The sequence below is a fragment of the Lentzea rhizosphaerae genome (genome assembly GCF_042649515.1).
GTDB classification, from domain to species: domain Bacteria; phylum Actinomycetota; class Actinomycetes; order Mycobacteriales; family Pseudonocardiaceae; genus Lentzea; species Lentzea aerocolonigenes.
In genome coordinates, this window is record NZ_JBHRZI010000025.1 from 49,003 (window position 1) to 73,490 (window position 24,488).

The 24,488-nt window shown below is 69.2% G+C and carries 27 protein-coding genes; 15 read left to right on the top strand and 12 right to left on the bottom strand.

Annotated features, from left to right (window positions below):
- Positions 1–108 precede the first annotated feature (108 nt).
- Positions 109–324 (top strand): hypothetical protein, encoded by a 216-nt coding sequence (locus tag ACFOWZ_RS29295; RefSeq protein ID WP_382377123.1) that lies wholly within the window; start codon positions 109–111, stop codon positions 322–324.
- Here ACFOWZ_RS29295 and hemW read toward each other — a convergent pair whose 3' ends face one another.
- On the bottom strand, positions 325–1,533 hold the full coding sequence (gene hemW / locus ACFOWZ_RS29300; RefSeq protein ID WP_382377124.1) for a radical SAM family heme chaperone HemW: 1,209 nt from the start codon (positions 1,531–1,533) through the stop codon (positions 325–327).
- Positions 1,534–1,902: 369 nt separating this feature from the next.
- Here hemW and ACFOWZ_RS29305 point away from each other — a divergent pair, with 369 nt between their 5' ends.
- The 10 genes from ACFOWZ_RS29305 (at position 1,903) to ACFOWZ_RS29350 (ending at position 11,090) form a co-directional block, all read left to right on the top strand.
- A complete protein-coding gene (locus ACFOWZ_RS29305) occupies positions 1,903–3,582 on the top strand; it encodes a nitrite/sulfite reductase (protein ID WP_382377125.1) in 1,680 nt (559 codons plus the stop codon).
- On the top strand, positions 3,579–3,737 hold the full coding sequence (locus tag ACFOWZ_RS29310; RefSeq protein ID WP_030472080.1) for a hypothetical protein: 159 nt from the start codon (positions 3,579–3,581) through the stop codon (positions 3,735–3,737). The genes ACFOWZ_RS29305 and ACFOWZ_RS29310 overlap by 4 nt, the downstream gene beginning before the upstream one ends.
- Positions 3,734–4,429, top strand: a complete 696-nt coding sequence (locus ACFOWZ_RS29315; protein ID WP_382377126.1) for a phosphoadenylyl-sulfate reductase — start codon at positions 3,734–3,736, stop codon at positions 4,427–4,429. The genes ACFOWZ_RS29310 and ACFOWZ_RS29315 overlap by 4 nt, the downstream gene beginning before the upstream one ends.
- The gene (cysD, locus tag ACFOWZ_RS29320) at positions 4,426–5,337 is read left to right on the top strand and encodes a sulfate adenylyltransferase subunit CysD (protein WP_382377127.1); all 912 of its coding nucleotides are present in this window, start codon (positions 4,426–4,428) and stop codon (positions 5,335–5,337) included. The genes ACFOWZ_RS29315 and cysD overlap by 4 nt, the downstream gene beginning before the upstream one ends.
- The gene (locus tag ACFOWZ_RS29325; protein WP_382377128.1) at positions 5,338–6,678 is read left to right on the top strand and encodes a sulfate adenylyltransferase subunit 1; all 1,341 of its coding nucleotides are present in this window, start codon (positions 5,338–5,340) and stop codon (positions 6,676–6,678) included.
- 11 nt (positions 6,679–6,689) lie between these two features.
- Positions 6,690–7,736: an ABC transporter substrate-binding protein gene (locus ACFOWZ_RS29330; protein WP_382377129.1), complete on the top strand. Its 1,047-nt coding sequence runs from the start codon at positions 6,690–6,692 to the stop codon at positions 7,734–7,736.
- A gap of 22 nt (positions 7,737–7,758) precedes the next feature.
- Positions 7,759–8,535, top strand: a complete 777-nt coding sequence (locus ACFOWZ_RS29335) for an ABC transporter ATP-binding protein (protein WP_382377130.1) — start codon at positions 7,759–7,761, stop codon at positions 8,533–8,535.
- Positions 8,519–9,391: an ABC transporter permease gene (locus ACFOWZ_RS29340; protein WP_382377131.1), complete on the top strand. Its 873-nt coding sequence runs from the start codon at positions 8,519–8,521 to the stop codon at positions 9,389–9,391. Before ACFOWZ_RS29335 ends, ACFOWZ_RS29340 begins: the two co-directional genes overlap by 17 nt.
- A gap of 20 nt (positions 9,392–9,411) precedes the next feature.
- The gene (locus ACFOWZ_RS29345; RefSeq protein WP_382377171.1) at positions 9,412–10,095 is read left to right on the top strand and encodes a sirohydrochlorin chelatase; all 684 of its coding nucleotides are present in this window, start codon (positions 9,412–9,414) and stop codon (positions 10,093–10,095) included.
- A 383-nt stretch (positions 10,096–10,478) separates the two neighbouring features.
- Positions 10,479–11,090 (top strand): cyclase, encoded by a 612-nt coding sequence (locus ACFOWZ_RS29350; RefSeq protein WP_382377132.1) that lies wholly within the window; start codon positions 10,479–10,481, stop codon positions 11,088–11,090.
- Positions 11,091–11,120: 30 nt separating this feature from the next.
- Here the strand turns inward: ACFOWZ_RS29350 and ACFOWZ_RS29355 are convergent, their stop codons facing one another.
- Both ACFOWZ_RS29355 and ACFOWZ_RS29360 read right to left on the bottom strand, forming a co-directional pair.
- Entirely contained in the window at positions 11,121–11,555 is a 435-nt protein-coding gene (locus ACFOWZ_RS29355; protein ID WP_382377133.1) for a MarR family winged helix-turn-helix transcriptional regulator, read from the bottom strand.
- A complete protein-coding gene (locus tag ACFOWZ_RS29360; RefSeq protein WP_382377134.1) occupies positions 11,542–12,159 on the bottom strand; it encodes a DJ-1/PfpI family protein in 618 nt (205 codons plus the stop codon). The genes ACFOWZ_RS29355 and ACFOWZ_RS29360 overlap by 14 nt, the downstream gene beginning before the upstream one ends.
- A gap of 61 nt (positions 12,160–12,220) precedes the next feature.
- Between ACFOWZ_RS29360 and ACFOWZ_RS29365 the strand changes: the two genes are divergently transcribed.
- Positions 12,221–12,994 carry an enoyl-CoA hydratase family protein gene (locus ACFOWZ_RS29365; protein ID WP_382377135.1) on the top strand — a complete coding sequence of 258 codons (774 nt, stop codon included), beginning with the start codon at positions 12,221–12,223 and terminating at the stop codon, positions 12,992–12,994.
- 141 nt (positions 12,995–13,135) lie between these two features.
- On the opposite strand, the gene ACFOWZ_RS29370 is transcribed toward ACFOWZ_RS29365, so the two are convergent.
- The gene (locus tag ACFOWZ_RS29370) at positions 13,136–14,266 is read right to left on the bottom strand and encodes an ABC transporter substrate-binding protein (protein ID WP_382377136.1); all 1,131 of its coding nucleotides are present in this window, start codon (positions 14,264–14,266) and stop codon (positions 13,136–13,138) included.
- A 205-nt stretch (positions 14,267–14,471) separates the two neighbouring features.
- On the opposite strand from ACFOWZ_RS29370, the gene ACFOWZ_RS29375 reads away from it, so the two are divergent.
- Both ACFOWZ_RS29375 and ACFOWZ_RS29380 read left to right on the top strand, forming a co-directional pair.
- The gene (locus ACFOWZ_RS29375; protein ID WP_382377137.1) at positions 14,472–15,656 is read left to right on the top strand and encodes a sensor histidine kinase; all 1,185 of its coding nucleotides are present in this window, start codon (positions 14,472–14,474) and stop codon (positions 15,654–15,656) included.
- The gene (locus ACFOWZ_RS29380; RefSeq protein ID WP_382377138.1) at positions 15,653–16,294 is read left to right on the top strand and encodes a response regulator; all 642 of its coding nucleotides are present in this window, start codon (positions 15,653–15,655) and stop codon (positions 16,292–16,294) included. The genes ACFOWZ_RS29375 and ACFOWZ_RS29380 overlap by 4 nt, the downstream gene beginning before the upstream one ends.
- Positions 16,295–16,313: 19 nt before the next feature.
- On the opposite strand, the gene ACFOWZ_RS29385 is transcribed toward ACFOWZ_RS29380, so the two are convergent.
- Genes ACFOWZ_RS29385 through ACFOWZ_RS29400 form a run of 4 tightly spaced genes read right to left on the bottom strand, consistent with a single transcriptional unit; the run spans position 16,314 to position 17,692 of the window.
- Entirely contained in the window at positions 16,314–16,730 is a 417-nt protein-coding gene (locus tag ACFOWZ_RS29385) for a hypothetical protein (RefSeq protein ID WP_382377139.1), read from the bottom strand.
- 43 nt (positions 16,731–16,773) lie between these two features.
- Complete coding sequence (locus tag ACFOWZ_RS29390) at positions 16,774–17,037, bottom strand: barstar family protein (RefSeq protein ID WP_382377140.1); 264 nt, start codon at positions 17,035–17,037, stop codon at positions 16,774–16,776.
- Positions 17,034–17,477, bottom strand: coding sequence for a ribonuclease domain-containing protein (locus ACFOWZ_RS29395; protein ID WP_382377141.1), 444 nt, complete (start codon positions 17,475–17,477; stop codon positions 17,034–17,036). The genes ACFOWZ_RS29390 and ACFOWZ_RS29395 overlap by 4 nt, the downstream gene beginning before the upstream one ends.
- Positions 17,474–17,692, bottom strand: coding sequence for a hypothetical protein (locus tag ACFOWZ_RS29400; protein WP_035912982.1), 219 nt, complete (start codon positions 17,690–17,692; stop codon positions 17,474–17,476). Before ACFOWZ_RS29400 ends, ACFOWZ_RS29395 begins: the two co-directional genes overlap by 4 nt.
- A 70-nt stretch (positions 17,693–17,762) precedes the next feature.
- On the opposite strand from ACFOWZ_RS29400, the gene ACFOWZ_RS29405 reads away from it, so the two are divergent.
- Positions 17,763–18,731 carry a quinone oxidoreductase family protein gene (locus tag ACFOWZ_RS29405; RefSeq protein ID WP_382377142.1) on the top strand — a complete coding sequence of 323 codons (969 nt, stop codon included), beginning with the start codon at positions 17,763–17,765 and terminating at the stop codon, positions 18,729–18,731.
- 49 nt (positions 18,732–18,780) lie between these two features.
- Here the strand turns inward: ACFOWZ_RS29405 and ACFOWZ_RS29410 are convergent, their stop codons facing one another.
- The 4 genes from ACFOWZ_RS29410 to ACFOWZ_RS29425 are packed head-to-tail and all read right to left on the bottom strand — an operon-like array spanning position 18,781 to position 24,419.
- Positions 18,781–20,310: a DUF885 domain-containing protein gene (locus tag ACFOWZ_RS29410; protein ID WP_382377143.1), complete on the bottom strand. Its 1,530-nt coding sequence runs from the start codon at positions 20,308–20,310 to the stop codon at positions 18,781–18,783.
- Positions 20,310–21,830: a DUF885 domain-containing protein gene (locus ACFOWZ_RS29415; protein WP_382377144.1), complete on the bottom strand. Its 1,521-nt coding sequence runs from the start codon at positions 21,828–21,830 to the stop codon at positions 20,310–20,312. Before ACFOWZ_RS29415 ends, ACFOWZ_RS29410 begins: the two co-directional genes overlap by 1 nt.
- A complete protein-coding gene (locus ACFOWZ_RS29420) occupies positions 21,830–23,362 on the bottom strand; it encodes a DUF885 domain-containing protein (protein WP_382377145.1) in 1,533 nt (510 codons plus the stop codon). The genes ACFOWZ_RS29415 and ACFOWZ_RS29420 overlap by 1 nt, the downstream gene beginning before the upstream one ends.
- Before the next feature lie 10 nt (positions 23,363–23,372).
- Positions 23,373–24,419: an NAD(P)H-dependent flavin oxidoreductase gene (locus ACFOWZ_RS29425; RefSeq protein ID WP_382377146.1), complete on the bottom strand. Its 1,047-nt coding sequence runs from the start codon at positions 24,417–24,419 to the stop codon at positions 23,373–23,375.
- Between the last annotated feature and the right edge of the window lie 69 nt (positions 24,420–24,488).

The following is a 24,488-nucleotide window of genomic DNA, read 5'->3' on the forward strand; positions in this document are numbered from 1 at the left end:
AGTTTACCCAGCCGGTTTCGTGCCCGGTGTCCGCTCCAGCGGGATGCGAGCCGCTGGTCAGCCGTTCGGCCCCGCGTTTTTGTCGGTGCAGGTCGCTAGGGTCCAAACGTGGACAACGTGAGGTGGCTCCGGCCACCCGACGACGGGCCGTCACCGGAGGAGAAACCGTGCCTGGTGCACAGCGATGACGAGTGGTGGGAAGGCACGCTGGTCTGGGAGCCGGTGAGACGCCCGGACGGCCTGTGGTGGGCCAGCGTCACGTACCGCAAGAACGGTGAGGTCGTCACCGAGGAGCGCAGCCAGCACGACGTGCGCGCCCGCTGATCACGGCAGCAACCGCCGCACCACCGCGTCCGCGAGCAACCGTCCCCGATCCGTCAGCACACAACGGTCGTCGAGCGGTTCGAGCAAGCCGTCGGCGACCGCCCGCTTCGCTTCCTCACGCCCTGCCTCGTCCAGCACGTCGACCGGCAGCCCCTCGGCCAGGCGCAGCTCCAGCAGCACCCGCTCGACCCGGCGGTCCTCCTCCGACAGCACCTCACGTCCGGCTGCAGGCGACTGACCCTCCGCCAGCAGCGACGAGTAGCGCGCCGGGTGCTTCACGTTCCAGAACCGCACGCCGCCCACGTGGCTGTGCGCGCCCGGTCCGAAGCCCCACCAGTCGGCGCCCTTCCAGTACAGGACGTTGTGCCGGCACTGCGCCTCGACGGACGTCGCCCAGTTCGACACCTCGTACCAGGAGAAGCCGGCACCGGACAACACCGTGTCGACCATCTCGTAGGACGAGGCGAGCACGTCGTCATCCGGCATCGGCAGGTCGCCGCGGCGGATGCGCCGGGCCAGGCCCGTGCCGTCCTCCACGATCAACGCGTAGGCGGAGACGTGGTCGACGCCCGCTTCCAGCACGGCGTCGAGGGACGCGGCCAGGTCCGACGGGCGTTCCCCCGGGGTGCCGTAGATCAGGTCCAGGTTCACGTGCTCGAAGCCTGCCGCGCGGGCCTCGCGGGCGGCGTCCACCGGACGGCCGGGGGTGTGCTTGCGGTCCAACACCGCCAGCACGTGACGGGCTGCGGACTGCATGCCGAGCGACACCCTGGTGTAGCCGGCATCCCGTATACCGGCGAAGAACTCCGAGGACGTCGACTCCGGGTTCGACTCCGTCGTCACCTCGGCGCCGGGGGCTAGGCCGAACGACTGATGTATCGCATCCAATACATCGCTGAGCCCCTTGGCGCCCAGCAACGACGGCGTGCCGCCGCCCACGAACACCGTGGAGGCAGGAACAGGAGCCCCGAGGACGGACGCGGCCAGGTCCAGTTCGCGGCGCAGGCCCTCCAGCCACGACTCGGGCGACGCCGACGAACCCAGCTCACCGGGCGTGTAGGTGTTGAAGTCGCAGTAGCCGCACCTCGTCGCGCAGAACGGCACGTGCACGTAGATGCCGAACGGGCGGGAGCCGAGGCCGGACAGCGAAGAAGCGGGGAGCGAACCGTCGGCGGGCGCGGGCTCGCCTTCGGGCAGAGCGGAGGGCATGACGCTCAGTGTCCACCACGGGCCCCGAACGGCGGTGCCCAGCCAGGACACATCTCTGTCTGTGACAGAAGTACTACGCTGCGAAACCGGCCGAGAATGTCAACTTCCCCAGCAAAATCCCAGCATGCGGTTGGCGGTGGACCATGCCGTGGACGGCAGGCACACTGAGGTCATGCATTCGACCGGAGTCCGCCTCGTGGCCCGCCGCCACGTCGACTTCCGTCGTGTCTCCAGCGCGATGTGCCGTCGTTCGGCATGACCTCGCGCTGATTTGTTCCCGTCGGCGCTTGGTGCGCTGACGAGACCCCCACCACAAGCACCTCTGGGCTCGCACGCGCACGAAGCGCCTCGAAAACCCGGAGGATGGCGATGGTCCCGCCGCAGACGTCACCGCGCGCCAAGCAGCGTCGCGGCGAGGGACAGTGGGCGCTCGGCTACCGAGAGCCGCTGAACCCCAACGAGCGGAGCAAGAAGGACGACAACCCGCTCAACGTCCGCGCCCGCATCGAGGGCATCTACGCCCACCGCGGTTTCGACTCGATCGACCCCGCTGACCTGCGCGGCCGGTTCCGCTGGTACGGCCTGTACACGCAGCGCAAGCCCGGGATCGACGGCGGCCGCACGGCCACGCTCGAGCCCGAAGAGCTCGACGACGAGTACTTCATGATGCGCGTCCGCAGCGACGGCGGTGCGCTGTCCACGCAGCAACTGAAGGTCCTCGGCGAGATCTCGCAGACGTACGCGCGGGACACCGCCGACATCACCGACCGCCAGAACATCCAGTACCACTGGATCCAGATCGAGGACGTTCCCACGATCTGGCAGAAGCTCGAAGCGGTCGGGCTCACGACGATGGAGGCGTGCGGCGACAGCCCCCGCGTCATCCTCGGCTCGCCGGTCGCGGGCATCGCCCAGGACGAGGTGATCAACGGGCAGCCGGCGATCGACACCATCCTCGAGCGCTACATCGGCGACCCGCGGTTCTCGAACCTGCCGCGCAAGTTCAAGACCGCCATCTCCGGCCTGCAGGACGTCGCGCACGAGATCCACGACGTCGCGTTCGTCGGCGTGAACCACCCCGAGCACGGTCCCGGTTTCGACCTCTGGGTCGGCGGCGGCCTGTCGACGAACCCCATGCTGGGCAAGCGACTCGGCGCCTGGGTGCCGCTCGACGAGGTGCCCGACGTGTGGGAAGCCGTCATCAGCGTCTTCCGCGACTACGGCTACCGCCGCCTGCGTCACCGCGCGCGCATCAAGTTCCTCGTCGCCGACTGGGGCCCCGAGAAGTTCCGCCAGGTCATGGAGGACGAGTACCTCAAGCGCAAGATGATCGACGGCCCGGCGCCCGAGGTCCTCGACCAGCAGCTCGACCACATCGGCGTGAACAAGCAGAAGGACGGCCTGTTCTACGTCGGTGCCGCGCCGGTCGCGGGCCGCGTGTCCGGCTCGATCCTGGTCGAGGTCGCGAAGATCGCCGAGCAGGCCGGGTCGCAGCGCGTCCGGTTCACGCCGCAGCAGAAGATCATCGTGCTGGACGTGCCGGAGGCCGAGGTCTCCACGCTGAAGAGCAACCTCGCCAAGCTGGGTCTGCAGGTCGAACCGTCGCCGTGGCGCCGGGGCATCATGGCCTGCACCGGCATCGAGTTCTGCAAGCTCGCGATCGTCGAGACCAAGGCCCGCGCCAACGAGCTCGTCACGCAGCTCGAAGCCAACCTCAAGGACATCGTCGACGGCGTCACCGCGCCGATCACCGTGCACATCAACGGCTGCCCCAACTCCTGCGCCCGCATCCAGACCGCGGACATCGGGCTCAAGGGCCAGATCGTCACGGACGACCAGGGCAACCAGGTCGAGGGCTTCCAGGTGCACCTCGGCGGCGGTCTCGGCCTCGACGCCGGTTTCGGCCGGAAGCTGCGCGGCCACAAGGTCACCGCGGCCGAGCTGCCCGAGTACGTCGAACGGGTCGTGCGGAACTTCGTCGCCCAGCGCGAGACCGACGAGCGCTTCGCCCAGTGGGTCGCCAGGGCGGAAGAGGGAACGCTTCGATGAGCGAACGCGCGACGCCGTTCTACTGCCCCTACTGCGGAGACGAGGACCTCCGGCCGCAGGAGGAACCCAGCTACGCGTGGCTGTGCACCGGGTGCCGCCGCGTCTTCAAGGTCAGTTTCGTCGGGCTCAACCTGCCGCAGGAGGTGAAGAAGTGAGCGATCTCAAGGAAGACCTCAAGATCGTCGCCGAAGCCGCGCAAGAAGAGCTGGCGAACGCTTCCGCGATCGAGGCGCTGGAGTGGACCGCGCGGACGTTCGGCGACAACTACATCGTCGCCTCGAACATGCAGGACGCCGTGCTGATCGACCTCGCCGCGAAGGTGAAGCCGAACTTCGACGTGCTGTTCCTGCAGACCGGCTACCACTTCCCGGAGACCATCGGTGTGCGGGACGCGGTCGGGGTCGTCTACCCGGACGTGCGGATCGTCAACGCCGAGGCCGAGCAGTCGGTCGAGGACCAGGAACGCGAGTTCGGCCTGCTGTACCAGTCGGATCCGGCGAAGTGCTGCAACCTGCGCAAGGTCGTGCCGCTGCGCCGCGAGCTCGCGAAGTACGACGCGTGGGTCACCGGTGTGCGCCGCGTCGACGCGCCCACCCGCGCGAACACGCCGATCGTGCAGTGGGACGACCGCAACGGCCTGGTGAAGATCAACCCGATCGCACCGTGGAGCGACGACGAGTTCAACGCCTACATCCGCGAGAAGGGCATCCTCGAGAACCTGTTGGTGCAGGAGGGATATCCCTCCATCGGCTGCCTGCCGTGCACGTCGAAGCCGCTGCCGGGGCAGGACGCCCGCAGCGGCCGGTGGGCCGGCCAGTCGAAGACGGAATGTGGGTTGCACGGATGACGGTCACATTTTCTGGGGCGCTTGACACCCTGGGACGCCTCGAAAGCGAGGCGATCCACATCTTCCGCGAGGTCGCGGGTGAGTTCGACCGGCCGGTGATCCTCTTCTCCGGCGGCAAGGACTCGACGCTGCTGCTGCACCTCGCGATCAAGGCGTTCTACCCGGCGCCGGTGCCGTTCCCGCTGCTGCACGTCGACACCGGGCACAACTTCGACGAGGTCATCGAGTTCCGCGACCGCGTCGTCGCGCAACACGGCCTGCGCCTGGAGGTCGCCAAGGTCCAGGACTGGATCGACGACGGCCGTCTCGAAGAACGCCCCGACGGCACGCGCAACCCGTTGCAGACCGTGCCGCTGCTGGACTCCATCACGCAGCACAAGTTCGACGCGGTCTTCGGCGGCGGACGCAGGGACGAGGAACGCGCCCGTGCCAAGGAGCGGATCTTCAGCCTGCGCACGGCGTTCGGCCAGTGGGACCCGAAGCGCCAGCGCCCGGAGCTGTGGAACCTCTACAACGGCCGGCACCGCGCCGGTGAGCACGTCCGCGTGTTCCCGCTGTCCAACTGGACCGAGCTCGACGTGTGGAACTACATCGAGCGCGAGGGCATCGAGCTGCCGGACATCTACTACTCGCACGAGCGCGAGGTGTTCCTGCGCGACGGCATGTGGCTCGCCGAAGGTCCGTGGGGCAAGGCGCGCGACGGCGAAACGTTGCAGCGCAAGGTGGTTCGCTACCGCACGGTCGGCGACGGCTCCTGCACGGGCGCTGTCGAGTCCGACGCCGCCGACATCCACGCGGTGATCGCCGAGGTCGCCGCGTCCCGACTGACCGAGCGCGGCGCCACGCGTGCCGACGACCGGCTGTCCGAGGCCGCCATGGAAGACCGCAAGCGGGAGGGTTACTTCTAAATGAGCGACCTGTTGAGGCTGGCTACCGCGGGCAGCGTGGACGACGGAAAGTCCACGCTCGTCGGCAGGCTGCTCTACGACACCAAGTCCGTGCTCGCGGACACGCTCGACGCCGTGCACCGCGCGAGCGCCGACCGCGGCCTCGCGACGCCGGACCTGTCGCTGCTGGTCGACGGCCTGCGCTCGGAACGCGAGCAGGGCATCACGATCGACGTGGCGTACCGGTACTTCGCGACGCCCAAGCGGTCGTTCGTGCTCGCGGACACCCCCGGCCACGTGCAGTACACCCGCAACACGGTCACCGGCGCCTCCACCGCGCAGCTCGCGGTGCTGCTCGTCGACGCGCGCAAGGGCGTCATCGAGCAGACCCGCCGCCACGCCGCGGTTCTCGCGCTGCTCGGTGTGCCGAGGCTCGTCCTCGCGGTCAACAAGATCGACCTCGTGGACTACGACGAGGTGACGTTCTCCCGCATCGCCAAGGAGTTCACCGCTCACGCCACCGCGCTCGGCTACACCGAGGACGCCGTGGTCGAGATCCCGGTGTCCGCGCTGGCCGGCGACAACGTCGTGGAGAAGTCCGCGAACACGCCGTGGTACTCCGGCCCGACCCTGTTGGAGCACCTGGAGAACGTGCCGGTCGAGCCGGACCCGCACGACGCGCCGTTCCGGTTCCCCGTGCAGTACGTGATCCGCCCGCGCACGGCCGAGCACCTCGACTACCGCGGTTACGCCGGCCTGGTCGCGGCGGGCACGGTCAAGCCGGGCGACGAGATCGTCGTGCTGCCGTCGGGCCGCCGCTCGACCGTCACGAAGATCGACACCGCGGACGGCGAACTGCCGGAGGCGGCGGCGGGTCAGTCCGTCACGCTGCTGCTGGCCGACGACATCGACATCTCGCGCGGCGACCTGATCTCGGTGGCGGGCAACGAGCCCAAGGTCACCGACGAGCTGGACGCCACGCTCTGCTGGCTCGCGGAGAAGCCGCTGCGCGCCGGCGCCCGAGTTCTCGTCAAGCACGGGACGCGCACCGTGCAGGCGATGGTCACCGAGCTGCGCGACCGCTTCGACGAGCAGACGCTGTCCAGTGTGGACAGCCCTGCGTCGTTGGAGCTCAACGAGATCGGCCGAGTGGCTCTGCGGCTCGCGGAGCCCGTTCCGCTGGACGACTACAGCTTCAGCCGGCGCACCGGGTCCTTCCTGGTGATCGACGTCTCCGACGGCAGCACGCTCGCCGCCGGACTGGTCGGCGCGCCGCTGCCGGAGCTGGACGCGGAGAGCTGTACCGAGGGTGGCGACATCGCCGCCCAGGACGACCGCGCCCTCGTCTCCCCCGGCCCCTGAAAGGCGTTCTCGTGAAGCTCAAGCCCGCCGTCGCCATCGCGCTCATCGCACTGACAGCACTGTCGGGGTGCACCCGTCGTGGCACTGACGACGGACCCGTCCAGTCGAAGGGTGCCGCGACCGAGGTCCGCCTCGGGTACTTCCCGAACGTGACCCACGCCGCCGCGCTGATCGGCGTCGAGAAGGGCTTGTTCGCCAAGGAGCTCGGCAACACCAAGCTCACGACGCAGACGTTCAACGCGGGTCCGGACGAGGTCAACGCGCTGCTGGGCGAGTCGCTCGACATCGCCTACATCGGTTCCGGACCGGCGATCAACGCCTACGCGAAGTCCAAGGGCGAGGCGGTCAAGCTGATCTCCGGTGCCACGTCCGGTGGCGCGCAGCTCGTGGTGAAGCCCGAGATCAACTCGATCGAGGACCTCAAGGGCAAGGTCGTCGCCACGCCGCAGCTCGCGAACACGCAGGACGTCTCGCTGAAGAAGTACCTGGCGGAGAAGAACCTCACCGGCCAGGTCACCGTGCAGAACTCCGAGAACGCGGCCACGCTCGACCTGTTCAAGAAGGGCGATGTCCAGGCCGCGTGGGCTCCTCAGCCGTGGTCGGCGCGCCTGGTCGCCGAGGCGGGCGCGAAGGTGCTGCTGGACGAGAAGACCCTGTGGGAGGGCGGGCAGTTCCCGACCACCGTCATCATCGTGCGGACGAAGTTCCTGCAGGAGCACCCGGAGACGGTCGAGGCGGTGCTGAAGGGTCACGTGGCGGCGATCGACTGGGCCAAGGCGAACAAGGACGAGGCAAAGACCACCGCCAACGCCGCTCTCGAGAAGCTCACGTCGAAGAAGCTCGGCCAGAAGATCCTCGACGCCGCGTGGGACAACATCGACCTCACGACCGACGCGCAGGCCAAGACCTTCCCGCAGCTCGCCAAGGACGCGGTGACCGCGGGCGTGGCCAAGGAAGCCGCGAACGTCGCCGGGTACGCCGACTTCACGTTGCTGAACAAGGTTCTTCAGGCACAGGGCAAGCCGCAGGTGCAAGCAGCCGGTCTGGACAAGAAGTAACTCTCCGAGGGGACACACGGACATGACCGCCACGCTCGAGACCACTGTTCTGTCTACTGTGGATACTGCCGTTGAACTGGCCGGCGTCCGCAAGGTGTTCGGCCACGGCAGCTCGGCCGTGGTGGCCCTCGACGGGGTCGATCTGAAGGTCAAGCCCGGCGAGTTCGTGTGCCTCCTCGGCGCTTCGGGCTGCGGCAAGAGCACGCTGCTGAACATCGTCGCCGGCCTGGACGGCGCGACGTCGGGCTCGTTGCAGCTCAACACGTCGCGCCCGGCCGTGATGTTCCAGGAGCCCGCGCTCATGCCGTGGCTCACCGCCGCCCGCAACGTCGAGCTGGCGCTGCGCTTCGCGGGCGTCGGCCGGTTGGCGCGCAAGCGTCGCGCGCTGGAGCTGCTGAAGCTGGTGCGGCTCGGCGACGTCGCGGACAAGCGTCCGCACGAGCTTTCCGGTGGTATGCGTCAGCGCGTGGCTCTGGCCCGCGCGCTGGCGTCCACCACCGTGTCCGCGGACGGCGCTCCCGCTCTGCTGCTGATGGACGAGCCGTTCGCGGCGTTGGACGCCATCACGCGTGACGTGCTGCAGAGCGAACTCCTGCGCGTGTGGGAGACCACGAACACCGCGATCATCTTCGTGACGCACGACGTGCGCGAGGCCGTCCGTCTCGGCCAGCGCGTCGTGCTGCTGTCCTCGCGCCCCGGCCGTGTCGTGCGCGAGTGGGACGTCACCGATTCTTCGGACACGGTTCTCGACGAGATCAACACCCACCTGCGAGAGGTCATCAGTGGCCACGCCTCCTGACACGCTCGACAAGGTCGGCGCCGGCCTCGACGCGCTCGATGTGCCGGTGGAGGCGCACAAGCCGCCGTTGTGGCAACGGTTCCTGAAGACGGGCGTGCCGCCGATCATCGCGTTCGCCCTGCTCCTCGGCGTGTGGCAGGCGTTGTGGGCCTCGGCTCTGCTGCCGGAGTTCCAGCTGCCCGCCCCGGTCAACGTGTGGAACGAGCTCGTGCGCAGCATCGGCACGGGTGAGGCGTTCAGCATCCTGTGGACCTCGTTGCACCGCGCGGTGTTCGGGTTCATCGCGGCGGTGCTGATCGCGACGCCGCTGGGTCTGCTGGTCGCCAAGGTGCGGGTGGTGCGCGCGGCGATCGGGTCGTTGCTGACGGGTCTGCAGTCACTTCCTTCGGTGGCCTGGGTTCCGGCGGCGATCCTGTGGTTCGGCGTGACGCCGTCGACGATCTACTTCGTCGTGCTCATGGGCTCGGTGCCGTCGATCGCCAACGGCCTGGTGGCGGGCATCGACCAGATCCCGCCGCTGCTCCCCCGCGTCGGACGTGCGCTGGGCGCCGGTCGGCTGGCCTCGGCGCGGCACATCCTGCTGCCCGCCGCGTTGCCCGGCTACCTGGCGGGCCTCAAGCAGGGCTGGGCGTTCTCGTGGCGGTCGCTGATGGCCGCGGAGATCATCGCGACCTCACCGCAGCTCGGCACCGGACTCGGCCAGTACCTGCACAACGGGTCGTCGTTGAACGACATCAACATGGTGATCGCGGCGATCTTCCTGATCCTGTTGGTGGGCATCGGGATCGAGCTGCTGCTGTTCCGCCCGTTGGAGCGCGCTGTGCTGCGGGCTCGTGGACTGACGGGTGCGCTGTGACGTCTTTTGGGACCCCGTTGATCGCTGTCGCACACGGCAGCCGTGACCCGCGCTCGGCCGCGTCGATCCACGCACTGTTGGACGTAGTGCGGTCGTTGCGACCGGAACTCGACGTCCGCGGCTGCTTCCTCGACCTGTGCGCACCTCGGCTGAGCGACGTGCTGCGCGGCCCGTCGGTGGTCGTGCCCCTGTTGCTGGGCAAGGCTCATCACGCACGGGTCGACGTGCCTGCCGCCGTCACCGAGTCCCGCGTCCCCGCTGTCGTCACCGACGTCCTGGGACCGGATCCGCGGCTGGAGTCGGCCGCGTTGCGCCGGCTGTCCGAGGCGGGCGTCGACTTCGGCGACTCCTCGCTGGGCGTGGTGCTCGCCGGTGCCGGGTCCTCGCACGCCCCCGCGAACGAGGCCGTGGCGCACGTCGCCCGGCGGTGGGCTCGTGAGTCGGGCTGGGCCGGGGTGGAGGCGGCGTTCGCGTCGATCGCCTCGCCGACGGTGCCCGAGGCGATCGAACGGTTGAAGGCCCGCGGTGCTTCGCGGATCGCTGTCGCGTCGTGGTTCCTGGCGCCGGGGCTGCTGCCGGACAAGGTCGCCTCGCTCGCCGGCGACGCCGTCATCGCACGGCCGTTGGGGGACGACGTCGAGGTCGCGCAGCTCGTGCTGGACCGGTACGACGAAGCCCTGGCGCGCCAGACCGTCGCTGCTTAGCCGAGGTCGTCTGACTGCACCCATTCCGGGAGCGGGCCGAGGTCGAACGGCCGGGCCGCGGTCCGCCGATACGCACCCGGTGTGCACGTGGGTCGGGATCGACGCCGGTCTCCCACACGCGTCCGCGGTCCAGACCGTTCGCCAAAGGTCGAGGTCGCGCAGCTCGTGCTGGACCGGTACGACGAAGGCTCTGGTGCGCCAGTCGGTCGCGGCCCAGCTCTTCTCGGCGGGACAACACTTTCAGCCGCCGCCACAAGATCGAGTACGCAGCGCCGTTCAGGCGATGTGAAGTGTGAACTGTTGACGTGAAACCTACTCATGAGTAGTCAAGGGACTACGCCGCGTGCCGGAAGTGCCCCTCGTCCACTCAACGGGGAGAGGTCATGAAGCTAGCCGGAATCGCATCCCTCGCACTGGTACCGATGCTGATGTTCGCCACCAACGCGTCAGCAGCCCCGCAGACCATCACCTACAAGCTCAGGGCGAGCGCCGCCGGGCAGTCGTCGGACTTCACGCTCGACCAGGGCCTCGACGCGAGTGCGCCCGCGAGCGTCGCGCCGAACGGCACGCTCAAGGTCACCATCGACCCCGCCCCCAACAAGATCCCGTCCGAGGCCGGTGGCCGTCAGGTGCGGGAGATCAAGGGGCTCGCGCTGAAGCTGCCGGTGCCCGCCAACTCGAAGTTCCAGTCCGCGTCGCTGGCGGGCGGTGCCGGGCTGGGCGGCACGCCGTCGATCGCCTTGCAGGGCAACGACGTCGTGCTGAGCGTGCCCGGCCCGATCAAGGGCGGCGCCGACTTCGAGCTGCCGACCGTCACGATCAACCTGCAGGCCGGCGGTACCGGCACGATCACCACGAAGCTCGGTGGCACGAGCTACGACGCGCCGGGCCTCACGTTCACCGCGGTCGTCACGGTGATCGGGTTCCCGATCAACGCCGCCGCGAAGGGCTACCCGGACCCCAGCCCCGTCCTGACGACGACGACCATCGGCTAGAAAGCGTGATGCCCCAACCCCTGCCGGGCATCACGTGACAGCCGCGACCAGCTTGGTCATGGTCTCGAGCGTCGTGCGCAGGTCTTCCACGGAGACCTGCGCACTGACGCGGTTCGCCCACTCGTGCTGGATGTCGCGCAGCCGGTCGATCGCCGCGTAACCGTCGGGGGTGGGCCGGAGCAGCTTCGCGCGGGCGTGGGCCGGGTTCGGCAGGTACTCCGCCAAACCCTTGTCCACCAACAGGTCCGCGATCCGCTGCACCGACTGCCGCGTCAGCCCGATCTCCCGCGCGATCCCCGACACCGACATCGGCTCGCGCAGCACCGGACCCAGCACCTGCCACCACGCCGCGGTCAGGCCGACGGGCTTCGTCATCACCTCGGCCGCGTCGAGAAACGCTCCGTACAAGCGGAACGTCCTCATCACGACGTCGGTGAGGACGTCGCCCGCCTCAGTCCTGGACACTCGCCACCAGCTTCCCGAACGCCTCCACCGTGTCGTCGCGGTTGAACTCGTACCAGGCCTGCAACGTCTCCGGCGTGAACGTCTCCAGCTCCGCCAGCACCTCCCGCGCGAACTCGAGCGCGCTCGCACCGCCGGCCGTGATCACGCCCTGGTCCCGCACGACGCGTTCGTCGCGGTAGAGCGCGGCGCCACCGTAGGAACCAAGTCCCTCGAGGAAGTTCGACGTGTGCGCCACGTCGTCGAGCAGCCCCTCGGCCGCCAGCGCGACCGTCGCGCCACAGATCGCCGCGACCGGCTTGCCCGCCTCGCGGAACCGTCGCGCGAGCTTGCCGAACGCGGCCAGCTCACCGCCCTCCCACCCGTTGCCGCCCGGCATCACGAGCATCGCGGCGTCGTCGAGCGACACGTCCTCGATCGCGATGTCCGGCAGCATCCGGACGCCGCCGAGCGTGCGGATCGGGTCCGTCGTGAGCCCGACCGTCCTGATCTCGTAGCGACCCGGCCGCTGCTGGAACTGCTGGAGGCTCACCTGAGCCGCCACGTGGCCGTACTCCCAGTCGGCGAGCTCGTCGGCCAGAACCAGGTACACCGTGTTCATCCCCATGACAGCATCCTGTCAAATACGACAGCATGCTGTCAATATCCCGACAGCTAAGGTCTGCCCCATGGCAGACGAGCTGGTCCACTACGAGGTGCAGCGTGGCATCGCGACGATCACGCTGGACTCTCCCCACAACCGCAACGCCCTGTCCGCGCAGCTGCGCCGGGAGCTCAAGGAGCACCTGACCGCGGCGGCACAGGACGACCAGGTGCGCGTGGTCGTGCTGACCCACACGGGCACCGTGTTCTGTTCCGGCATGGACCTCAAGGAGGCCGCCGGCGCGAGCGCGGGCGACCAGGGCGTCAACGAGTTCCCGGCGATCCTCGAGCAGATCTGGACCAGCCCCAAGCCGGTCGTCGCCGCACTCAAGGGCCCGGCCCGCGCGGGCGGGGTCGGCATCGTCGCCGCCTGCGACATCGCCGTCGCCGCCAACGAGGCCACGTTCGCGTTCAGCGAGGTCAGGATCGGTGTCGTGCCCGCGGTCATCTCGGTGACCGTGCTGCCGCGGCTGCTCCCCCGCCAGGCCCACGAGCTGTTCCTCACCGGCGAGGCGTTCGACGCCCAGCGCGCCCAGGACATCGGCCTGCTCAACTCCGCCGTGCCGGTGGACGGCGTCGACGCCGAGGTCCGCCGCTACACCGACATGCTCGCGCTCGGCGCACCCAACGCGCTGGCCGCCACCAAGCAGATGCTCCAGCAGGAACGGTCGTCGAACCTGGGCAAGGTCTTCGCGGACATGCTCGAGCTGTCGGCGCAGCACTTCGGCGGCCCGGAGGGCCAGGAGGGCATCACGGCGTTCAAGGAGAAGCGCAAGCCCTCCTGGGTGCCCGCGGACTAACACCTGTATCGAACGTAGAGCGGCTCAGACTTACCGGACATATTTTTTTGGCGCGAAAAGCACGTTCGGGCCATCTATCGGCCCGAACGTGCTTTTCGCGCCAAACAGCAGGGGGGTGCGGGCTTCGGTACAAGTGCTAGCTCACCGTCCGGGGTGCAGGCCGAGCAGGCCTGGGCTCGGCGCACCCTGGACGTCACCGAAGTAGAGCGCGAACGTCTGCTTCCACCGCTCGACCTCAGCGCGGTCCGCCATGAAGCGCGGGAAGCCTTCGACGTTGGCGTTGGGGTACTGCCAGATCGGCTTGAGACCGCCCGCGGGCGTGACGTCCGTGCGGACCCCCCAGCCGTTGAACGAGTTCTGCTGAACTGCCGGGGAGAGCTGCCAGTTGAGGTAGAGCTTCGCCGCTGCCGGGTGGGCGGCACCGGCGAGGATCGCGGCGCGCTGGCCCCAGGCCATGAACGGGTGGCCGTCCGGGGCGGCCCAGCGCACGGGTGCGGTCGCCGCGGCGGTCAGTGAGCCGGAGGTGCCGATGCCGATGGCCTTCTGGCCGGTGTTGACCGCGACACCGGGAGTGTGGCTGCCCCTGGCGAACTGGGGGTTCTGCTCGGCGAGCCTGACCATGAACTCGCGGCCGTAAGTCTTGGCGTACAGGTAGTAGAGGTACAACACCGCGTCGTCGTCGTGCGGGTACGACGACGCGATGGCACCCTTCCAGCGCGGGTCGAGAAGATCCAACGGGCTGCGCGGAGCGTTGCCGCCCGCCGCCGCCACGCTGTACAGGTAGCTGAACGCGATCACCGCAACAGAGACCCAGGCACCGTCCGGGTCAGCGAACTCCTTGTACAGCTTGGAGAAGCCGGCCGGCTTGTACGGCTGGAGCACGCCCTGCTGCTTCCACCGGGTGAAGTCGTGCAGCGTCTGCAGCTGCACGACGTCCGGCACGAGAGAGCGGGTCGCCAGTTGGTGGTCGACCCGGACGTCGTGGAACTTGCTGTAGTCCACGACCATCGTGAGTCGCATGTCGGGGAACCTGGACAGGAACGCCTGCTTCGTGCGGTCCTGCTGGGTGGCCGTGTCACCACCGGCGTACACGACCAGCTGGCCGCCTTCCCGCAGCGCGTCGGCGTACAGCTCGTCGAGCGACTTGCGCTCCTCGGTCACGCGCCCACCGCTCGCGGCAGCACCCGCACCCGGCAGCGCCACGCCCAGAGAGGCCGCCCCGAGCACCGCACCTCCGGCGCCGAGAAGACGTCGCCTGCTCACACCGCTCATCACTGCTCCTGTCCAGCTCGGTGAAGATCTCGCGACGACTGTGCCCGGCGTCGGCCGGACCCCGCGTCGCCAGCCGGGTTGAACCGTCGCGGCAAGGGGTTGAACCGGAGTTCAACCGAACGATGGACAGGTCTCAAATGGACAGGACCGCCGGTAGCGGAATCGTCACTAAGCTGGCGCCCGACCGGTGTGGAAGGAGACCTGGGTGAGCGTCGCGACCAACGCCGCGGTGAGCCGACGGTGGCAACTCGGCGCCTCAGTGCTGCTGCACGGCCTGTTCTTCGTCGTCATCACCGTCGCGGCGGTGGATCTGCTGTCCATCGGCGACCCGCTGTGCCCGCAGGTCATCTCGATCATGGTCGCGCTGTCGACCGCCTACGTCACGGGACTGGCCCGGTGGGACCGGCTCGGCCGGTGGCGCCCGGTCTGGGTGGCGGCGCTGCTGGTGGCCTGGCTCGCACTGGTGGTCCTGGCCCCGAGGGTGCACTACCTCGTCGCGTGGTGCGCGGTGCCACTGGCCTGCCTGGTGCTGCAGGCGTTGAGGCCCGTTGCGGCCCAGCTGACGTTGACCGGGATCTCCGCGGTGCTCGTGTTCACGTTGCAGGCGCCGCAGTCCGACCCCATGGGCGTGTTGCTGCCCATCGGCGCTGTGTGGGCGGCCGCCGTGATGTACCGCCGCCAGCAGCGACTTCTCGATGAACTTCACCGCACCCGCGACGAACTCGCCGCGCAGCAGCGTGCAGCGGGTGCGCTGGCCGAACGGTCGCGGATCGCGCGTGACCTGCACGACACGCTCACCCAGGAACTGGCCGCGAGCCGCACCCTGCTGCAGGCGGCCGACCGGGAGTGGGAGCGCTCCCCCGACCAGGCCCGCGAGCGGGTGCGGACCGTGGCGCGGTATCTGGGCGACAACCTGATCGAAGCTCGGCGGATGATCGTCGACCTCACCCCGGCCGCGCTGGACGCGGACGATCTGAGCGAGGCGCTGGCCGAGCTCTGCGCCCGCGCTCGCTCGTACGACCCGGCCACCGAGATCCGCTGCGCCACGGCCGGTGCCCCGGTGCCGTTGCCTCCGAACACGACGTCGGATCTGCTGCGGGTGGTGCAGGGTGCACTGGCCAACGCGCGCGACCACGCGAAGGCGCACCACGTCACGGTCGCACTGCGCTACGACGGCCACGAGGTGGCGGTCGAGGTGCGCGACGACGGCGTCGGTTTCACCCCTGGCGCCACGGTGACGAGCTCACAACGGGGCTTCGGGCTCAACTCGATGCGGGACCGGGTGCGGGCACACGGCGGCGAGTTCGACGTCACCAGCGCCCCCGGCCGCGGCACCGTCATCCACGCGCGCGTTCCCGTGGTGCACGCCGAACCGGTGACGACGGGATGAGCCCTCGGCCGATCCGCGTGCTGATGGTCGACGACCACGCGATGTTCCGGGCGGGTGTGCGAGCGTTGCTCGAAAGCGAGCCGGACGTGGAGATCGTCGGCGAGACCGGTGACGGCGCCGATGCGCACCGTCTCGCCGTGAGCCTTCGTCCCGACGTGGTCCTGATGGACCTGCGACTGGGCGGCCCCGGCGGCATCGACGGAGTCGAGGCGACCAGGCGGGTCCTCGCCGGCGCTCCCGGAACCGCGGTCGTGGTCCTCACGAGCTACAGCACGCAGGCGGACGTGGCGAGGGCGATGACGGCCGGCGCCCGCGGCTACGTGCTCAAGGCCGGCGAGCCGGACGAGTTGTTCCACGCCGTCCGCACCGCCGCCGCGGGCGGTGTCGGACTCGGGTCCGAGGTGGCCGCCGCGGTGGTCAGCCAGCTCACCGCACCGGAACCCGTGTTGTCCGGACGAGAGATCGAGGTGATCAGGCTGGTGGCGCAGGGGTTGAGCAACCGAGCCATCGCGTCGTCGCTCTTCCTGACCGAGGCGACGGTGAAGACGCACCTGGTCCGGATGTACCGCAAGCTGGGGGCGGACAACCGGGCCGCGGCGGTGTCCGAAGCCGTGCGACGCGGCCTGGTCGACCCCTGACCAGTGGCGTGTCACGCCACTAGAACCAGCCGGTGCACTCGATCACGCCCTGCGACGAACCGCAGGCGCGCATGATCTTGCCGTCGTTCTTGAACGCCTCCGTGTACTTGGCTGATCCGGAGTCGATCCTGGTGTACCCGAGGAACCCCTCGTGCGAGTTGGCCGAGGGGTCCTTGCGGTCGGTCCAGATCTCCTCACCGGGCGTGCCGTAGGAGATGCGGCCCCACGCGCACTTGGACTTGTTCGACGCGCGCAGCTCGATCACGCGGCCGTTCTGCATGGTCACCGGGTTGTCGCCGTCGATCGTCTCGAACGGCGTGAAAGGCCCCTCCTGCGAGCAGTCGGGGTCACCGGCGAACGACACCGCCGGACAAAGCGCTCCAACAACCACCACGACGCCGAGCGCACAGCTCAAGCGGCGGAATTGCGTTCCCATGGATCTGCACTGTCCACTCCGGACAGGAAAACCGCAGTCCGAGTCACCGTTCCGTGCGAATCACACGGACTTTTCTGTCACCTGATTCAGCGGTCCGTTTCGCAGCGTCACGCAGCACGTCCGCGACCGACGGGTCCAGGTCCGCGGGCACGACCAGCACGTACTCACCCTCGGGCAACCAGGAGAGATCGGTCAGGCTGTCGTACAACGCGTCCAGGTTCTGCCCGAACCACCCGGGAAAGTCCAGCGCCTGCGCAATGGCCGCGATGGCGGCCTTCTTCTCCGAAACGAGAATGTGTCGTTTCATTTGTTCACGTCCACCACGACGAACGTCGAATAGTGGTCACCGGTGTAGAAGACTTCCTTTTCCGACCCGGTCACGATCCGCCGCGCACCGCGGTCGGGACTGCCGGGCGTGGGCACCGTGTACTCCTTGTAGTACCCGGACTTCTGCTGCGGCAGCCGCTTCTCCCGGTTCTCGAACGTCACGCCGTCGTTGCGCGGGTACGGGAACGGGCCCTTCGCCTCGATCAGCTTCCACGTCTTCGCGGCCTCGGCGGGCAGCTTCGACAGCGCCTGCACGTCCATCCCGGACGAGGCGCCGGGCACGGCGAGCTGGGACGCCGACGGCGGGATGCTCGCGGGCGGCTTCTCCGACCCGGACGTGCTGTCCTTGACGAACCAGCCGATGACGACCAGTGCGATCAGACCGACCAGTGCGACGGTCAGGCGACGACCGGGACTCACGCGGCGACCTTCTCCGGCTCGGGCTCCGGTTCCGGCGCCGTGTCAGCACCCGACGCCGGGTTCTTCGCACCCCAGTCCGCCACGCGGTCGATGAGCCGCGCCACGCCCAGGCAGAGCGGCAGCACCACGATCATCACCACGGGGAACTGCACGGCGACGGGCAGCTGCACGACCCACAGCTCGACCCCGTCCCACCACTGCACCAGCCAGTCCACCCGCCCCACCCTAGTCTCGTGACCGGTGTCACGGCATTTGCCCACGATCCAGGTGGGTATGTTGCGAACCATGTTCGCCGTTTACGCAGCAGAACCCAGTCCCGAGAACCCGCTGGCCTCGCTTCGCGTCGGCGAGCGCCCCGAACCCGAGGTTCCCGCCGGGTGGGTGCGCGTCGCGGTCAAGGCCGCCAGCCTCAACATGCACGACCTGTGGACGTTGCGCGGCGTCGGCATCAAGCCCGAGCAGTTCCCGATGATCCTGGGCTGCGACGGCGCCGGCACCCTCGACGACGGCACCGAGGTGGTGCTGCACTCCGTCATCGGCGACCCGAACTGGTCCGGTGAGGAGACGCTCGACCCGAAGCGCACGCTGCTCACCGAGAAGCACCAGGGCACGTTCGCCGACTACGTCACGGTCCCCGCCCGCAACGCGCTGCCCAAGCCCGCCGGCCTCTCGTTCGCCGAGGCGGCCTGCATGGGCACGGCGTGGCTGACCGCGTACCGGATGCTGTTCGTGAAGTCCGGTCTGCGCCCCGGCCAGACGATGCTCGTGCAGGGCGCGTCCGGCGGTGTGTCGACCGCGCTGATCCAGCTGGGCCGTGCCGCCGGTTTCCGGGTGTGGGTCACCGGCCGTTCCGAGGAGAAGCGCGCGCTGGCGACGAGTCTCGGCGCCCACGACGTGTTCGAGTCCGGCGCGCGCCTGCCCGAACGGGTCGACGCTGTGTTCGAGACCGTCGGCAAGGCCACCTGGTCGCACTCGATGAAGGCGCTCAAGCCCGGCGGCATCGTCGTGATCTCCGGCGCGACGTCCGGTGACGCCACGGCGGCCGAGCTGCAGCGGCTGTTCTTCCTGCAGCTGCGGGTCGTCGGCTCGACCATGGGCACGCGCGAGGAGCTGGGCGACCTGATCCGGTTCTGCGCGCTCAACGACCTCAAGCCGCAGATCGGCGCCGAGCTGAAGTTCGAGGACGCAGAGCAGGGACTGAAGGCGATGCTGGACGGCGAGACCGCCGGCAAGATCGTGCTCAGCAGGGCGTGAACAGCACGCCACGCCACAAGCCCGCTCCCCTGCTCGAAGCGCAACTCCGTCATGGAGAAGCAGCCCATTCGGTGACGATGTGCTCGAGGGTGGGGAGCGGCACCGCGCCGCTTCCCACCACCAGGTCGTGGAACGCGCGCACGTCGAACCGCTCGCCCATCTTCGTCTCGGCCTCGGCGCGCACCCGCTGGATCTCCAGGCGTCCCACCATGTACGCGAGCGCCTGGCCGGGCGTCTCGATGTACCGGTCGATCTCGGAGTTGATCTCGGGCTCCGGCATGACGGTGTTCTCGCGCAGGTAGTCCACGGCCTGCTGCCGCGTCCACCCGAACGCGTGGATCCCCGTGTCGACCACCAGCCGCCCGGCGCGCATCGCGTCGAGCCCGAGCATGCCGAGACGCTGCTCGTCCGACGAGTACAGGCCCATCTCGTCGGCGAGCCGCTCGGTGTAGAGGCCCCAGCCCTCCAGGTAGGCCTCGATGAACGCGAACCGGCGCATGTTGTGCATGTCGGTCTCGGCAGCGATCGACAGCTGGTAGTGGTGGCCGGGCACGGCCTCGTGGAACGCCGTCACCTCGGACAGCGTGCGGCTGCGTTCGGTGGCGCCCAACGGGTTCAGCCAGTACGTGCCGGGGCGTGTTCCGTTGAGCGGCGCCGGCTGGTAGAACGCGATGGGCGCCGTCGCCCGTTCCGCGGAGTCCACGAGACGCACCTGGCAGCCGACCCTCGGCATTCGGCCGAACCACTTCGGAGCCTCGGCCTCGGCCCGCGCGATCGCCTCCTCGGCGCTCGCGACCATCTCGGCCTCGTTGTCCCACAACAGTTCCGTGCGCAGCCGGTGGAAGATCTCCGGTACGTCGCTCGTACCCCACAACCGGGAACCGATCTCGGCGTACTCCTCGCGCAGCGACGCGATCAGGTCGAGACCGAGCCGGTGCAGCTCGTCCGGCGTGCGGGAGGTGGTGGTGTAGTTGCGGGCGAGGTTCGCGTAGTTGCGCTCTCCGTCCGGCAGCCAGCAGATGCCGGGCTTGTCGTCGCCACGGCCGTCCTCGATCGAGTTCAGCACGTCGCGGAACCCGGCGACGGCCGTGCGGATCTCGGCGGAGTGGTCGCCTTCCCACTCCTGCACCGGGGAGGCCAGAAAGCTCTCCACGCGCTGGGCGCCGGCCTGCAGGTGTCGCCGCAGCGGCCTGCGGTCGGAGTCGCGGACCCGCTGGCTCGCCTGCTCGACGTAACGCGCGAACTTGTCGACGCGCTGGGAGACGTCCACCTGCGACGCCATCATGAGCAAGCCGTTCACCGGCGTGCCCAGCCCGGTCGCGACGGTGTGCTCGACCAGCCGGGCGTCGATGCGGTCGACGATCGTCTGGCCCTGGTGCCGGATGACGCCGAGGGTCACCGGGTCCTCGTCGCTCGTCTCGGCCCGGCGCAGAATGTCGGCGACGCGGGCCCGCAGCGCCTGCTCGCCCTCGACGCTCAGGTCGTCGACCTTGTCGTCCCAGCCCGGCACGCCGAACATCGCGGCCCTGAACGGTTTGTAGTCCATGGCTGCCTGGAACATCTCATCAGCGAGCGACATCAGATCCTTTCCGACCAAGCGGTGACAAGATTGCCGAGCGTGGACAACGGCACGGCGCCGTTCTCCAGGACCAGGTCGTGGAACGCCCTGATGTCGAACCTCGAGCCCATCGCTGCCCTGGCCTCCGCACGCAGGCGCAGGATCTCCAGGCGCCCCACCATGTACGCCAAAGCCTGCCCCGGAGCCTCGATGTACCGGTCGATCTCGGAATTGATCTCCGGCTCGGGCATCACGGTGTTCTCGCGCAGGTAGTCGACGGCCTTCTGGCGGGACCAGCCGAACGCGTGCAGGCCCGTGTCGACCACGAGTCGTCCGGCGCGCATCGCGTCGAGCCCGAGCATGCCGAGCCGTGCCTCGTCCGACGAGTACAGGCCCATCTCGTCGGCGAGCCGCTCGGTGTAGAGGCCCCAGCCTTCGAGGTAGGCGTCGATGAACGCGAACTTGCGCAGGTTCGACAGCTCGGTCTCGGCGGCGATCGTCAGCTGGAAGTGGTGGCCCGGCACGGCCTCGTGGAACGCCACCACCTCCGACAGCGTGCGGCTGCGTTCGGTGGCGCCCAACGGGTTCAGGAAGTAGATGCCGGGACGGGACCCGTCGAGTGCGGCGTCCAGGTAGTACGCGAGCGGCGCGGACTCGCGGTCGATCTCCGGCACGAACCGGACCTCGCACCGTGCGTTCGGCATGCGGCCGAACCAGTTCGGCGCCTCGGCCTCGGCCCGCTCGATCGCCTCCACGGCGCTGCTGAGCATCTCGTTCGCGTTGTCCCACAACAGGTCCGTGCGCAGACGCTGGAAGATCTCCTGCACGTCGGACGTGCCCCAGACGCGTGAGCCGATCTCCGCGTACTCCTCGCGCAGCCGTGCCATCAGGTCGAGCCCCAGCTCGTGCAGTTCGGCCGGGGTGTACGAGGTGGTCGTGTAGTCCCGGACCAGCTTGGCGTAGTTCGCCTCGCCCTCGGGCAGCCAGCAGAGCCCCGCCTGCTCGTCGTCGCGGCCGGGCAGCCCGAGCAGGACCTCCCGGAACCGGGCGAACGCCGGGCGCAGGTCCGCGTCGCCCTCCCACTCCTGCTTCGGGGAGGCGAGGAACCGTTCTAGGTGGGCCGCGCCGTTCACCGCGTGCCTGCGCAACGGCCTGCGGTCGGTGTTGAGCAGGCGTTCCTCCGCCTGCCGCAGATAAGTCGGGACCGCGGGCAGCCGTTGCGAGAAGTCCACCTGGGTCGCCACCGAGAGCAGTTCCGCGACCGGCGCGCTCAGCGCGGCGGCCACCGTGTGCTCGACGAGCCTGGCGTCGATCTGGGTGATGATCGAGGTCGCCTGGTGCCGGATCACGTCCTGTGCCACGGGATCCTCGTCGCTCGCGTCGACGCGCCCGAGGATGTCGGTCAGCCTGGCGCGCAACGCCTGCTCGCCCTCGACGCTGAGGTCGGCCAGCCGGTCGTCCCAGCCGGGCACGCCGACGACCGTGGCGAAGACCGGCCTCCAGTCCATCATCGCCCGGAACGTCTCGTCGGACAACGACATCAGAACCTCCCCGACCACGCCGTGACCAGATCGTCCAGAGTGGACAACGGCACCGGCCCGCTTCCCACCACGAGGTCGTGGAACGCCTTGACGTCGAACCGGCCGTCCATCCTGGACTCGGCCTCGGCGCGCAACCGCTGGATCTCGATGCGCCCCACCATGTACGCCAGCGCCTGGCCCGGCACCTCGATGTACCTGTCGATCTCGGACTGGATCTCCGGTTCCGGCATCACGGTGTTCTCGCGCAGGTAGTCGACGGCCTTCTGACGGGACCAGCCGAACGCGTGCAGGCCCGTGTCGACCACCAGCCGTCCGGCGCGCATCGCGTCCGCCGACAGCATGCCGAGACGCTGCTCGTCCGACGAGTACAGACCCATCTCGTCGGCCAGGCGTTCGGAGTAGAGGCCCCAGCCTTCGAGGTAGGCCTCGATCGACGCGTACTTGCGGATGTTGGGCAGCTCGGTCTCGGCGGCGAGAGTCGTCTGGTAGTGGTGGCCCGGCACGCCTTCGTGAAACGCAGTGGTCTCGGACTGGGTGCGGCTGCGTTCGGTGACGCCCAACGGGTTCACCCAGTAGACGCCGGGACGGCTGCCGTCCAGCGGTGCCTGCATGTAGTACGCGATCGGCGCGGTCCCGCGTTCCGCCTCGCCGACGAGCTTGACCTCGCAGCCGACCTTCGGCATGCGGCCGAACCACTTCGGCGCCTCCGCCTCGGCCCGCGCGATGGCCTCCACGGCGCTCGCGACCATGTCTTCTTCGTTGTCCCACAACAGTTCCGTGCGCAACCGGTGGAAGATCGCCAACACGTCGCGCGTGCCCCACAGCCGTGATCCGATCTCGGCGTACTCCTCGCGCAGCGCGGCGATCAGGTCGAGACCCAGCTGGTGCAGCTCGGCAGGGGTGCGGGAGGTGGTCGTGTAGTCACGGACCAGGTTGAGGTAGTTCTGTTCGCCGTCGGGCAGCCAGCACAGGCCCGCGTGGTCGTCGTCGCGGAGGTCGCCGAGGTCGAGCAGGGTCTCGCGGTAGGCGGCGATCGACGTCCGGATGTCGCTGGAACTGTCGCCTTCCCACTCCTGCGCGGGGGACCCCAGGAAGCCTTCGAGCCGTGCCGCGGTGCTCTGGACGTGCCGGCGCAACGGCCTGCGGTCGGAGTCGCGCACCCGTGCGGCCACCTGGCCGACGAACCGCGGCACCTGCCCGACCCGCTGGGACATGGCCACCTGCGGCGCCTCTGTCAGCAGCTTGTTGAGCGGTGCGGCCAGCCCCTCAGCCACGGTGTGCTCGACCAGCCGAGCGTCGATCTGGTTGGTGATCGCCTGGGCCTGGTGCCTGATCACCGCGAGCGTGACGGGATCCTCGTCGCTGGTCTCCGCACGCCGCAGGACGTCGGCGAGACGCTCACGGATCGCCTGGTCGCCGTCGAGGCTGAGGTCTTCGAGCCGATCGTCCCAGCCCGGCACACCGACCAGGGAGGCGAACAGCGGCTCCCGGTCCATGGCCACGGCGAACATGTCATCTGCGAGCGAGGTCACGCTCTCCTTCTTAGCCGCGACGGAACCGCGACGCCAAGGAATTGACTGCTTCGACGAGCTCCGCGTTGATCTTTTGCACGATCTCGGCCGCAGGTCCGGCCGTCGCGAGCGGGTAGGTCGTGCCCGCCCACAGCGACATGACCTCCAGGTCGCCGGTCGCGCGCACCGGCTTGGTGAGGTGGTGGACGTTCGGGTACGCGGCGGGCGCGTGCGGGCTGTTCTCGATCAGGAACCGGTTGACCAGACCCCGCGCGGGCCGTCCGCTGAACGCCCTGGTGAGCGCCGTGCGGCGGCCCCCTTCGGCGAGTGCTTCCCGGTGGGCGGCAGCGGTTCCGGCCTCGGGACATCCGAGGAACGCGGTGCCGAGCTGCGCCGCGACCGCACCCGCGGCCAGCACTGCGGCGACGTCGGCCCCGTTGACCAGGCCACCGGTCGCGATCACCGGGAGGTCGACGGCGCTGAGCACGAGCCGGATCGCGGCGAGCGTGCCGTAGAGCTCACCACCGCCGGGCGAGATGCCGTCGTCGGTGAACGTGCCGCGGTGCGCCCCGGCGTCCGCGCCCTGCACGCACAGGACGTCCGCGCCGATCTGCTTGGCCTGCCGCGCCTCGCTCGGTGTGGTGACCGTCACGACGATCGTGCTGCCGGTCGCCTTGAGGCGCTGCACGTCGTCGGCGTCGGGCAGGCCGAACGTGAACGACACGACCGGAACCCGCAGCGCCAGCACCAGTTCGAGCTTCGCCGCGTAGTTGTCGTCGTCCCAGCGCGGTTCACCGGGCACCGCACCGACCTTGTCGGCGTAGGCCGTGACTCGCTGCACGTAGGAGGAGATGTCCGCCGTCGGCCGTGTGCCCGGCACGAACAGGTTGACCCCGAACGGCTTGCTCGTGAGCTCGCTGGTCCGCTGGATCTTCTCCGCGAGCTGCTCAACGGTGATGTAACCGGCCGCGAGGAACCCGAACCCGCCTGCTTCGCTCACCGCCGCGACCAGCTCGGGGGTGGAGGCACCACCTGCCATGGGCGCGGCGATGACGGGCACGGCCAGCGTGTGGAACATGAGAACAACCTAGTTGGACCGCACGGCCGACGCCCGGCGAAACACGTGTGTCTTTGATGACGGAACGTT